General features: G+C 48.7%; 13 protein-coding genes. All 13 read right to left on the bottom strand.

The annotated features are described in order from the left end of the window. Positions 1 to 2 precede the first annotated feature (2 nt). The 13 genes from lepB to fabF all read right to left on the bottom strand — a co-directional run bounded on the left by lepB (position 3) and on the right by fabF (position 12,416). Positions 3 to 566, bottom strand: a complete 564-nt coding sequence (lepB, locus tag POF51_RS07545) for a signal peptidase I (protein ID WP_271754736.1) — start codon at positions 564 to 566, stop codon at positions 3 to 5. A 135-nt stretch (positions 567 to 701) separates the two neighbouring features. Next, on the bottom strand, positions 702 to 1,049 hold the full coding sequence (gene rplS, locus POF51_RS07540; protein WP_007719703.1) for a 50S ribosomal protein L19: 348 nt from the start codon (positions 1,047 to 1,049) through the stop codon (positions 702 to 704). Positions 1,050 to 1,216: 167 nt separating this feature from the next. Next, positions 1,217 to 1,948, bottom strand: coding sequence for a tRNA (guanosine(37)-N1)-methyltransferase TrmD (gene trmD, locus POF51_RS07535; protein WP_069849335.1), 732 nt, complete (start codon positions 1,946 to 1,948; stop codon positions 1,217 to 1,219). Between the two features lie 12 nt (positions 1,949 to 1,960). Then, positions 1,961 to 2,488, bottom strand: a complete 528-nt coding sequence (gene rimM, locus POF51_RS07530) for a ribosome maturation factor RimM (RefSeq protein ID WP_069849337.1) — start codon at positions 2,486 to 2,488, stop codon at positions 1,961 to 1,963. Further along, positions 2,485 to 2,922, bottom strand: coding sequence for a YlqD family protein (locus POF51_RS07525; protein WP_026043145.1), 438 nt, complete (start codon positions 2,920 to 2,922; stop codon positions 2,485 to 2,487). The genes rimM and POF51_RS07525 overlap by 4 nt, the downstream gene beginning before the upstream one ends. Before the next feature lie 86 nt (positions 2,923 to 3,008). Continuing rightward, positions 3,009 to 3,236, bottom strand: a complete 228-nt coding sequence (locus POF51_RS07520; protein ID WP_007719711.1) for a KH domain-containing protein — start codon at positions 3,234 to 3,236, stop codon at positions 3,009 to 3,011. Between the two features lie 23 nt (positions 3,237 to 3,259). Further along, the gene (rpsP, locus tag POF51_RS07515) at positions 3,260 to 3,532 is read right to left on the bottom strand and encodes a 30S ribosomal protein S16 (protein WP_007719713.1); all 273 of its coding nucleotides are present in this window, start codon (positions 3,530 to 3,532) and stop codon (positions 3,260 to 3,262) included. A gap of 112 nt (positions 3,533 to 3,644) precedes the next feature. Then, on the bottom strand, positions 3,645 to 5,057 hold the full coding sequence (gene ffh / locus POF51_RS07510) for a signal recognition particle protein (RefSeq protein ID WP_017249367.1): 1,413 nt from the start codon (positions 5,055 to 5,057) through the stop codon (positions 3,645 to 3,647). A 10-nt stretch (positions 5,058 to 5,067) separates the two neighbouring features. Further along, positions 5,068 to 5,406 (bottom strand): putative DNA-binding protein, encoded by a 339-nt coding sequence (locus POF51_RS07505; RefSeq protein WP_017249368.1) that lies wholly within the window; start codon positions 5,404 to 5,406, stop codon positions 5,068 to 5,070. A 142-nt stretch (positions 5,407 to 5,548) separates the two neighbouring features. Further along, positions 5,549 to 6,556, bottom strand: coding sequence for a signal recognition particle-docking protein FtsY (gene ftsY, locus POF51_RS07500; RefSeq protein ID WP_017249369.1), 1,008 nt, complete (start codon positions 6,554 to 6,556; stop codon positions 5,549 to 5,551). Between the two features lie 45 nt (positions 6,557 to 6,601). Next, entirely contained in the window at positions 6,602 to 10,174 is a 3,573-nt protein-coding gene (gene smc, locus POF51_RS07495; protein ID WP_271754726.1) for a chromosome segregation protein SMC, read from the bottom strand. A gap of 259 nt (positions 10,175 to 10,433) precedes the next feature. Beyond that, positions 10,434 to 11,120: a ribonuclease III gene (rnc, locus tag POF51_RS07490; protein WP_232030391.1), complete on the bottom strand. Its 687-nt coding sequence runs from the start codon at positions 11,118 to 11,120 to the stop codon at positions 10,434 to 10,436. A 54-nt stretch (positions 11,121 to 11,174) separates the two neighbouring features. Continuing rightward, complete coding sequence (gene fabF / locus POF51_RS07485; protein WP_017249371.1) at positions 11,175 to 12,416, bottom strand: beta-ketoacyl-ACP synthase II; 1,242 nt, start codon at positions 12,414 to 12,416, stop codon at positions 11,175 to 11,177. Between the last annotated feature and the right edge of the window lie 83 nt (positions 12,417 to 12,499).

Below are 12,499 nucleotides of genomic sequence, written 5' to 3'. Positions count from 1 at the left end.
CATTATCTTGTCAAGCGAATTCCCGCAACCGGCCAAAAAGTAAATTCAGCTCTACCAACAACCGTACTGACGGCAACAGGACCGATCGCTCTGCTGTCATGACTGTTCAACCTGTTATCGCCCATCACAAAGATATGGTCTGCTGGTATTTGGACCGGGGGAAAATCGTGGGTAAAGAACGGCTCTCCCTGCTGCTTCGCTTGTTCTTTAAATTGTGCAAGATACGGTTCCTCTACCACTTTGCCATTGACCAGTAGCTGATCGCTTTTGACCTCTACTGTATCACCCTCAACAGCAATGACTCTCTTGATGTAATCTCGTTTCTTTTCAGCATGAAACACGATGATTTCACCAGGCTTCGGATCTTGCAAAAAGTAAATCGCCTTGTTTACAACTAATTTTTCACTGTTATGTAATGTACTTTCCATGGATTCGCCTTCTACAATAAACGGGGCGAACAAAAAGGTACGAATGAGAAACGCCAAGACTAAAGCGATCCCAAGTGCCTTTATCCATTCCCATAGTTCATTTTTCTTCTTATGACTGGAGGTAATTTCTTCGCTCATGACTTACGATCCTCCCATGAAAGCTCGTCCAACCTTAGCTGTAACATATGTCAAGATGAACTATTTTATTTCGAGATCGTTAAATGGAAAAAAGAGGCCTGGCAAGCAGGCCAGTCCTCTTTCTAAGCTTTACGCTTATCGACGAATTTCTTTAATACGAGCTGCTTTACCTACGCGATCGCGCAGATAGTACAGTTTCGCACGACGTACTTTACCATGACGCACGATTTCGATCTTGTCGATCTTAGGCGTGTGTACTGGGAATGTACGCTCAACACCTACGCCGTAAGAAATCTTACGAGCTGTAAATGTTTCGCTTACACCTGTACCGCGACGGCGAATGCATACGCCTTCGAACAGCTGGATACGCTCACGCTGACCCTCGATAACCTTAACGTGTACACGAACAGTGTCACCAGGTCGGAACGCAGGAATGTCCTGTTTCAATTGCGCTTTTTCCAGTTCACGGATAATTTGGTTCATTTGAATTTCCTCCTTCCGATAGACGTTCTTACTCGTCTAACCCATAGGTCCAGCCGCTTGGGCTGCGTTACGAGTAGCGGACCGCCTTAGTCAGCGGGCAAAATTGCCACAAGAAGTATATTAACACAGGGGGCACAAAACTACAAGACTCTTCTCCTATTTGTTCCCTACTTTTTTTCCTGCTCCAATTCAGCCAATAGCTTTTTCATTTCATTTGTCAGCGCAAGCTTTTCCAACAAATCTGGACGCCGTGCTTTTGTTCGACGCAGCGATTCTTTTAACCGCCAGCTTTCAATATTGGCGTGGTGGCCTGACAACAATACATCTGGCACTTTCCAGCCGCGAAACTCAGCTGGTCTTGTGTAATGAGGGTATTCGAGCAGTCCTGTTGAAAAGGAATCCTCAACAGCTGACGTCTGGTTTCCCAACGCCCCTGGTTGCAAACGAACGACACTGTCAATGACCACCATCGCCGCAAGCTCTCCCCCAGTCAGGACGTAGTCGCCAATCGAGATCTCATCCGTGACGAGATGCTCGCGAATTCGCTCGTCGTACCCTTCATAATGACCACAAATGAAGACAAGGTGCTCTTCTTGCGCCAACTCTTCTGCAAGCTTCTGATGATAAGGTACACCCTGTGGGCACATCAGAATCACTCGGGGTTTTTTCTCTCCTGCCAAGGCTTCTACGGCTCGGAATAACGGCTCAGGCTTTAAGACCATTCCTCCGCCACCGCCATAAGGGGTGTCGTCTACCGTACCGTGCTTGCTCTCAGAGAAATCGCGAAAATTGGTAACGTGAAAATCAACCAGTTCTTTTTCGCTTGCCTTTCCCAAAATGCTGCTGGATAAAACACCTGTAAACATTTCGGGAAAGAGCGTAAAAATATCGATCCGCATCTGAATTTCCTCCTACAGCAAGCCTTCCATCAGATGGCAGACCACACGTTTGTTCGCAATGTCCACTTCCTTGATGCAATCATCGATATACGGCAGCAAGATTTCTCCGCGTTTCCCCTTCACTACCCACACATCGTTTGCTCCTGGCTGCATAACATCCACGATTTTCCCCAGTTCTTCGCCCTCGTCAGTTACTACGACGCAGCCGACGAGCTGATGAATGTAGAACTCGTCCTCTTCTAATTCCATCAGCGCTTCCTCTGGAATTTTCAACTCTCCGCCCTTGTACTTTTCGATATCGTTAATATGCTCATAGCCTTGGAAGCTCACAATCTCAAAATTTTTATGCGAGCGACGAGAAACGATTTTCAATTTTAGCGGCTCACTGAGTGTCGGATGGAACAAGTACAGCTCATTTCCTTTGCGAAAACGCTGATCTGGAAAGTCAGTCGTAGGTGTTACACGTACCTCACCACGCAGGCCATGCGTATTAACCAGTTTGCCTACTCCGTAAAAACTATTTTGGCTCAACGTGTTCATTCCTCCTTTTTTTTGTTCCCATTTTTCGTTTGTAGCCGAATCTCATGTACCAGACCATCTTTTATCATGATTTCCGTTCCGGACATCATTTCATCCCAGACATCACCCTCTTGAATCGTGACAGGGCTTTGAACCGTCTGGTAATCGATCTCGCTTCCCTCTGGGAGATTTTCTACCTGCTGGAGGGTATATGTCAGGTGATCTATCTTTTCCTTGCGTCGGCGCTCTTCCTGCGCGATTTTTTCCTGCGCCAACGCATATGTATCCGTAGACTTTTTCTTCGCCTCGGTTAATAGCTTTTTCGATTGAAACTGCCACTGCTCCCACTCTTTACGCTGCAAACGAAGTCGTTGGCTATACTGATCAATGAGAGCAGCCCGTGATGCTTCCGTAATGATCAGTTTAACCTGTACCGTCCGAAATATAGTAAGCACCTTCGCCACTCCTTTCGGAAAAACCATCATGGTTTATACGCATCTTGGATACTAGAAAAAAGACTGGGAAAGCTCCCAGCCTTTTCTCATACAATTTCAACCGTGACACGCTTGTCCGTTTCCACGGATGCGGCGATCACGACCGTGCGCAGGGCTTTCGCGATTCGACCTTGCTTGCCAATAATCTTCCCCATATCATCAGGGTGTACCGACAATTCAAAGACGAGAGTTCGCTCTTTGTCCACTGCGTTAACACGAACCTCATTCGGATGATCGACGAGAGCTTTAGCGATCGTTTCGACCAGCGCTTTCATCATCAAACCTCCAGATGACCGACTTATTTGCCGTATTTGGTTTCGTGCACTTTAGCCATAACGCCTTCTTTGGAGAGAAGGTTACGAACGGTATCAGTTGGAGCTGCACCATTCAGGATCCATTGAACCGCTTTGTCGGTATCAATTTTCACCACTGCCGGTTGTGCAACCGGGTTATAGTAACCGATTTCTTCAATGAAACGGCCATCGCGAGGGGAACGGGAGTCAGCTACTACTACACGGTAGAAAGGAGCTTTCTTGGAACCCATACGCTTCAGACGGATTTTAACTGCCATGTTGTGTCACCTCCTGTATTAATCAACGCTAGAAGAGCATCTGCGTTGGTGCTACTATATCTGAACCATCGCGGCCAGCTGACAAGTCAGTGTCGCGAGAGATCATGCCTACTTACTTGAACGGTGGCTTGAAGTTAAAGGGGAAGTTCATCCCGCCCTGGTTGTTGCCTCCGCCTTTTCCCATGAAAGGTAATCCGAAGCCTTTTTTCTTCGACTTCTTGACCATCTTGTCAGCAGCGCCTGAGAATTGCTTCATCATCTTTTTCATTTCCTCGAACTGCTTGAGGAAGCGATTGACTTCTTGAATGCTCGTTCCACTTCCGCTTGCGATGCGCTTGCGACGGTTGGCATTCAATAAATCAGGATTAGCGCGCTCTTGTTTGGTCATGGATTTGGCGATCGCTTCAACGCGGGCAATCTGCTTCTCATCCACGTTCATTTTGCCCTTCATCTTGTTCATTCCTGGCAGCATGCCGAGAATGTCTTCAAAAGGACCCAGGTTGCGAAGCTGCTGCATGGAATCCAGGAACATGTCGAAGGTAAACTCACCTTGACGCATTTGGCGTTCCATATCGCGTGCTTTGTCTTCATCCACGGATGCCTGTGCTTTTTCAATCAGGCTGAGTACGTCCCCCATACCCAAAATACGGGAAGCCATACGATCCGGATGGAACGGTTCGAGCGCATCCAGCTTTTCACCCATCGCCGCGAATTTGATCGGCTTGCCAGTGACAGCTTTGACGGACAGTGCCGCACCGCCTCGGGTATCACCGTCGAGCTTCGTGAGAACCACACCAGTCAGTTCGAGCTGGCTGTTAAAGCTCTCTGCTACGTTGACGGCATCTTGACCTGTCATCGCGTCCACGACGAGCAAAATCTCATCGGGCTTGGTTACCTCGCGAATCTGCTTCAACTCGTCCATCAGCGCTTCGTCAATATGCAGGCGACCTGCGGTATCGATGAGGACTACGTCGAGATGATTCGTCTTCGCGTGTTCAATCGCTTGGCGAGCGATATCGACAGGACTGACTTGATCACCGAGAGTGAAGACGGGAACATTGAGCTGCTCCCCTAAAACCTGAAGCTGCTTAATCGCAGCAGGACGGTAAATGTCTCCCGCTACCAGAAGCGGCTTGCGGTTTTGCTTTTGCAAGTACTTGGCCAGCTTACCGGTTGTGGTCGTTTTACCTGCCCCTTGCAGACCTGCCATCATGATGACGGTCGGCGGGCGGTGCGCCATCGTGAGCTGAGCAACGTTGCCACCCATCAGGGCGACCAGTTCTTCATTCACGATCTTGATCACCATTTGACCAGGTGTCAGGCTTTTCATGACTTCCTGACCGACTGCGCGCTCCTTGACACGAGCAACGAAGTCTTTTACTACTTTAAAGTTAACGTCTGCTTCCAACAGGGCCAGACGAACTTCACGCATCGCTTCACTCACGATGGTTTCGTCTATTTTTCCTCTGCCGCGCAGTTTGTCAAACGCGTTTTGCAGCCGATTGGCTAAGCTCTCAAACGCCATGCGAGCCCTCCTAATCCATCTCTGACAGTTGGTGGAGCAAAGTGTTCAGCTCGTCTCTTGTCTCGCTCTCCGAAAGCTCATTTACAAGTTCATTCATGCGATTCAACACGTCCATGCGCTTTTCATGACGCTCAGCGAGGCGAAGCTTCTGATCGTATTCGAACAGTTGCTTCTCCGCCCGCTTAATATGATCATAAACAGCTTGGCGGCTGACCTCATGCATCTCGGCAATTTCTCCGAGCGATAAATCGTCCAGATAATACAGCTCAAGATATTCTTGCTGCTTGCCCTTGAGTAGCGGCGCGTAAAAGTCAAACAAGAGATTGACTTGATTGGTCTTTTCTAACATGAAACCAATCCTTTGCTATGAGGTACTCGTTTCAAACTGTAAAGACTTTTTCTTTACAGCACGTAGATTATAGTACCTAATTCCACACCTAGTGTCAAGGTTTTTTATTGACATCATTTTTTTATCTTCGAAACACTATGTTTTACGCGTTTTCCTGCTCTTCTGTTTCATCTTTTTGAATCAATCCAGCAAAAAGTGCATGAACAAATTGCTCGGGATCAAACTGCTGCAAGTCATCCATTCTTTCCCCCAAGCCAACGTATTTCACCGGAATGTTCAGCTCGTTGCGAATCGCAATGACGATACCACCCTTTGCTGTGCCATCCAGCTTGGTCAGGACTAAACCTGTTACACCAGCAGACTGTCCAAAGGTTTTCGCCTGCGAAAGCGCATTTTGCCCAGTCGTAGCGTCCAATACTAGCAAGACCTCATGTGGAGCTCCTGGCAATTCGCGTTGTAATACGCGGTGTACCTTCGCCAACTCTTCCATGAGATTGACTTTGTTTTGCAAGCGGCCTGCGGTATCGCACAACAGCACATCGACTTGGCGGGATTTCGCTGCCTGAATCGCATCGTAGATCACAGCAGCTGGATCAGAGCCTTGCTGCTGCTTGATTACGTCAACGCCTACACGCTCTCCCCAAACCTCCAGCTGTTCAATCGCTGCTGCACGGAACGTGTCACCTGCTGCCAGCAGCACTTTTTTATTTTGCTGCTTGAACATATGAGCCATTTTACCGATCGTGGTCGTTTTCCCTACTCCGTTTACCCCTACGAACAAAATGACATTCAGACGACCGTCCTCTACGTTCAGAGACGTATCCGCAGCAGCATCATTTTTCAAAAGGGCAACCAGTTTTTCTGAGAGAATGGGCTGCAGGTCGATCGCATTCTCGATTTTTTGCTTGCGCACTTCTGTCCGCAGGTCGTCAATGAGCTCCATTACGGTATTGACGCCCACATCGGACGTAATCAAAATTTCCTCTAATTCATCGAAAAAGTCATCGTCGATCTTTTTGTAGCGACGTACCAGATCCTCTACTTTTTCTACTAGCAGGTCTCTCGTTTTAGCCAAACCATCCGTAAACTTCTGGGTGACCTCTTCGGATTTTTGGACAATAGCATCACGAAGGCGCTTGAAAAAACTCATGTTCATCTTCCTTTGCGGGTAGTATCAATTGAATGGCAAATCCGTTTAAGAGGCTGATTCGATAAACTTGTCACTGTCCTCCAGCTTCACGGAGACGAGTTTGGACACGCCGCCCTCTTGCATCGTGATACCGTATAGCACGTCTGCGCTCTCCATTGTGCCTTTTCTGTGTGTGACGCAAATAAACTGCGTCTGGTTGCTAAAATGGTGCATGTACTCGGCGAAACGGTTAACGTTTGCCTCATCCAGCGCGGCTTCTACCTCATCCAATACACAGAATGGCACTGGCTTCACACGCAGGATGGCAAATAGCAAGGCCATCGCAGTCAAAGCACGTTCGCCTCCGGATAAGAGTGCGAGATTTTGCAGCTTCTTGCCAGGTGGCTGCGCCACGATATCGATACCCGTCTCAAGCAGATTATCTGGGTTAGAGAGTACAAGATCTGCGCGTCCTCCGCCAAACAGTTGGACAAACACGTCGCGGAACTGCTCTGAAATCGCATCAAATGTTTCTTTGAAGCGGCGCGACATCTCTGCGTTCATTTCTTGAATCACTTGATAGAGCATGTCTTTTGCTTCATTCAAATCAGCTTCCTGCGAGCTTAAGAACTGCTGACGCTCGGATAAGCGCTCATATTCCTCAATCGCGCCAAGATTCACAGTGCCAAGTGCCCCAATCTGCTTTTTGAGACGATTGACCACTTGTGTCTCTTCCTGAATCTCGCCACGTGCCGGATATTTTTGCTTTGCCAGGTCGTAGCTCATTTCGTATTCTTCGGAGAGTTTATTCAACAGATGGTCCAGCTCTACCTCGTTGCGGTTGACTTTTACTTCTTCCTGATGAAGCTTTTCCTCGAGCGATTTAACCTCGCGGCGGATTTCCTTCACCTGCTGTTCCACTTGCTCCTGCTTGTAAAAGAGAGTCGCCCTCTCACTTCGCCGCTCTTGAATCAAGCCAGCTACACGGTCTTTATCCTGACGCAATTCGCTAATGCGCTGATCCAGCTCAAGCCCGGATGATTCGTTCGTACGCTCCAGCTCATCAAGAGATGCCAAGTTCGCGTTTTGTTCTTCCCATTCGCGCTGCAATTGGCTTTTTTGCTCCAGCAAACGTTCTGTTTGCTCCAAGCGTGATTGATACTCTTGCTTGACCTGCGCATTCAGTACTTTGAGACTTGTTATTTTTTGATTCATTTCTTCTTTGGATTCGAGCTGCTCTTGACGTTTCGCCTCTGCTTCTGCGATCTGCGCACCGAGCTCTTTTTCCTCTTCCTCCATGGCAGCCAAGGAGGCTTGCAGCTGCTCTTGCTTTCGTTTGGCTTCTTCCATCTCGCGGCGATAGCCTTCTATATCTTGTTCAACAAGCTTTGCTCGCTCGCCCAAGGATCTGCCTTCCGATTCTTTTTGCTGCAAGAGTCCTTTTACTTCTTGTTCTTTCACTCTCAGACTTTCGCCTTCTGTACGCAGAGCTTCTTGCTCCTGCTGCATTTGCGCCAGTTCCTTCGTCAACTGCTCCATAAGGGTAGTATGCCCAGAAATTGCCTGGTCGATTTCTACTAGCTGCGCTTCCAGCTCTTCTGATTGACGGTTGCGTCCAAGCAGGTTCGTGCTGCTCTTTTTCAAGGCCCCCCCTGTCATAGAACCGCCAGCATTCACGATATCGCCTTCCAGCGTCACGACGCGATAGCGGTAGCCAAGCGTACGGGCCACACGGTTTGCTTGCTCCAGCTTTTCCGTAATAATGACGTTGCCCAATAAACTTTCGAGGATAGGTCTATACGCTTCATCAAAGGTCACGAGCTCACTCGCGATTCCGACGACTCCACTCTCCGCCTCCAGCTGGCGCTTATCGCTTGCCTGCAAGGTGCGAGGACGGATGACATCGAGCGGTAGAAATGTCGCCCTACCCGCATTGTGCTGCTTCAAGTGAGCAATGGCTGCACGACCAGATGCTTCGTCGTCCACGACGACGTTTTGCAGTGCGCCACCCAATGCTACTTCCATCGCCGTCTCGTATTGCTGTGGCACGACAACGAGCTCAGCCACCGCTCCATGAATTCCTTTAAAGCCACGCTCGCGTGCTTTCAAAATTTCTTTTACGCCTTGCTGAAACCCTGCGAACTCCGACTGCATTTCTTTTAACAGGTCAAAACGAGACTTCGCTGCTTCCCGCTTTTGTTCCCAGTGGCGCAGCTCTCGACGGGCTGTTTCAAGGCGGGCTTGTCCTTCGCGCATACCCTCAACCAGCTCTTTGTATCTGACACCAGTTTCTTGAATGGTAGAAACGATCTTCTCCAACTGATCTTGGAGCTGGCTCAACTGAGCTAGTCGCTGCTCTTCTTCTTCATCGAGCTGTTTTTTTCCAGACAATTGACGTTCGACTCTGGCCTCGCTTGTCTTGAGAAGCTGCTCTTGATGGCGATTTTCGTTGCGCAGATTCGCCATTTCGTTGAGCTTTTCGAAGTAATCGCTCTTCAAACGCTCGACATCATCTGTCAGTGATTGCACCATGGAAAAAAATTGACCTTCTGCTTCTTGTAGCGAAGCGTGGGCTTCGGTCATTCGGCGATCCGCTTCCTTGGCCCGCTCTTGTTCTTCAGCCAATTCTGCCTCAAGACCGTGCTGCTTCTCGGTAATCCGATGCATCTGCTCCATCGTCTGCTGACGATTGGCATTGAGATTGCGCATACGCTCCCGCAATACCTCACGTTGTCCTTCGACTTTCTCGGTCTCTTCACTGACTGTCAAAAGTACTTGTTGCAGTTCTTCGATGGATTGGTCGATTTGGGTGACATGAAAACGCGCTTGCTCCAAATCAGCTTCTTGCTTGGATGCTTCGGTCGTTTGTCCGATTAACAGATTCTTGAGTTCCTCTACGCGTCCTGTCGCTGCTTCCCACTTCGTATGAGCTGCTTCAATTTGCTGCACGTAAAGAGCTACTTCATGCTCAACCAACTGGCGATGAAGCTCCTTGTACGTCTTGGCTATTTCTGCCTGCTCCTGCAAAGGTCCGATCTGCTCCGTAATTTCACTGACGATATCGTGAATACGCACCAGATTTTGCTCGGTGTCATCGAGCTTTTTCTCAGCCTCGCGCTTACGTGTTTTGTATTTGACGATTCCGGCTGCTTCTTCAAATATTCCACGGCGATCCTCGGACTTGGTACTGAGGATTTCCTCAATTTTTCCTTGACCGATAATGGAATACGCTTCTTTACCCAGCCCGGTATCCATAAACAGCTCCATGATGTCTTTTAGACGGCAGGATCTGTTGTTTATGTAGTACTCACTGTCACCAGAACGATACACTCTGCGGGTAACGGATACCTCCGAATATTCCACATCGAGCGAACGGTCTGTATTGTCCAAGGTGAGTGTCACTTCTGCGAAATTCACTGGCTTGCGCTTGTCGCTACCCGCGAAAATAATGTCTTCCATTTTCGCTCCACGCAACGACTTCGCGCTCTGTTCCCCCAGCACCCAGCGGATCGAATCAGATACGTTACTTTTCCCACTTCCATTCGGTCCCACTACGGCTGTTACCCCTGGTACAAATTCCAATTCCGTGCGATCGGCAAAGGATTTGAATCCAGCCAGCTCCAGGCGTTTCAAATACATACGTACGGTCCTCCTTAAGAAACCATCCAAGACTGCCTGCCAAACTGACAGATTGAAAACATGCAAGGTTCGGATGGTACCCGAAAAGAAGCCCCTGCATCGAACAGGAGCTACCTACTACGAGCCTACATGGTCATCTGTAGGTAAGTGTATCATAGATAGCGGTCATCTCGCAGTATTTTCCCTATGTTTCCCACCCGAAAGAAAAAAGCTGCACCATCTTGTAGCAGATGATGCAGCCCTTCTCGCTGACGAGTGATTATTTATCCCCCAGCTTGACCAATGCTCGTGCAGCAGCTTGCTGTTCCGCTTCTTTTTTGGAGCGGCCAGAGCCGATGCCAAGCGAACGATTGTTCAAAAGCACCTCAGATACGAATTCTCGATTATGAGCTGGTCCTTTTTCTTCTACAATTCGGTAATGGATGTCTCCCAGATTGTCTTGTTGAACAAATTCCTGCAACTGGCTCTTGAAGTCGGTTACCTGGGCAAACTCTCCTTTGTCGATGCGCGGGTACACGTATTTTTCCATAAATGAAAAGACTGCGTCCAACCCCTGATCCAAGTAAAGCGCACCTACAAACGCCTCAAAAACGTCCGCTAGCAAGGCTGGTCGCTGACGTCCACCTGTCAGCTCTTCCCCTTTTCCCAGCAATACGAGATCGCCAAAATTCAACAGTTCAGCAAACTTGACGAGAGAAGGTTCACAGACAATGGCTGCACGCAGCTTCGTCATTTCCCCTTCGCTCATCTTCGGAAAAGTTTTATACAAAAACTGGGAGACAGTCAACTCCAACACAGCATCCCCCAAAAACTCTAGCCGCTCATTGTCTGATATTCGTTTGCCGCGTTGCTCGTTCACGTAGGAAGAATGGGTGAATGCCTGCCGCAAAACACTTTCATCGCGAAAGCGAAAGCCTATCATTTCTTGCAGCTGTGCAAAATTCATCACCCTCACCACCATTCCAGGAGACTGCCTACTTTTTCTATCAGTAGGGCTCATTTATGCTTCGTATCGCTTCAGGATTACCGTTGCGTTGTGACCGCCGAATCCAAATGTATTGGAAACAGCCACATTGACGGTCGCCTTGCGCGCATGGTTCGGAACATAGTCCAGATCACATTCTGGATCCGGGTTTTCCAAGTTGATTGTTGGAGGCAGTACTTGATCACGCAGCGCATATGCCGTCGCGATGGCCTCGACACCACCAGTAGCACCCAACAGATGGCCTGTCATCGATTTGGTCGAGCTGACAGCCAGTTTGTATGCGTGCTCGCCAAACACACTCTTGATCGCTTGTGTTTCTGCGATATCTCCTTGGTCAGTAGAAGTACCATGTGCATTAATATATTGAACTTCTGTTGGGTCAACGCCAGCGTCTTTCAGTGCGCTTGCCATGCAACGCGCTGCCCCTTCGCCACCAGGAGATGGAGAAGTAATATGATGAGCATCTGCACTCATCCCGTAGCCAATGACTTCCGCGATGATCGTTGCTCCACGTTTTTTCGCATGCTCAAGCTCTTCCAGGATCAGAACACCAGCACCTTCGCCCATTACGAAGCCATCGCGATCTTGGTCAAACGGACGGCTTGCTTTTTGCGGCTCATCGTTTCTGGTGGACATCGCTTTCGCTGAGCAAAAGCCTGCAAATGCCATTGGACGCACCGTTGCTTCTGCTCCACCTGCGATCATAACATCTGCGTGATCGAACTGGATCAGACGCAGTGCATCACCGATCGCATTGGTACCTGTCGCACAAGCAGTAATCGCGCTGGAAGTTGGTCCTTTTGCACCGTATTGAATGGATACTGCACCAGACGCCATGTTTGCAATCAGCATCGGAATGAAGAACGGACTCACGCGACGCGGTCCTTTTTCCAACAATACGGAATGCTGTTCTTCCCATGTAGTCAGACCACCGATTCCGGACCCGATGTATACACCCACTCGTTCCGCATTTTCTGGCGTGATCTCCAGTTTTGCATCTTCTACAGCCATTTTGGCAGCAGCTAATCCAAACTGAACGAATCGGTCTGTACGTCGGATATCTTTCTTGTCCATATACTGCTCAGGATCGAAGTTTTTCACTTCGCCTGCAATTTGTGTTGGATAATCAGAAGCGTCAAAGGCAGCCACACGGTCAATGCCTGATTTTCCTTCCAGCAAGCTGTTCCAGAAAGTCTGCGCGTCATTCCCTACTGGAGAAACGACACCAACGCCAGTAATCACCACTCTGCGTTTCATTGCAATCACCTCTATATGAAAGTCAGCAGTCAGCTTCTCACATTCACTGCATGCAAAACATGTATTTATTTGGATTATGTACA

Origin of the sequence: Brevibacillus sp. AG (genome assembly GCF_028369215.1) — a bacterium.
GTDB lineage: Bacteria > Bacillota > Bacilli > Brevibacillales > Brevibacillaceae > Brevibacillus > Brevibacillus porteri.
This window is presented reverse-complemented; position numbering and strand designations above follow the sequence as displayed.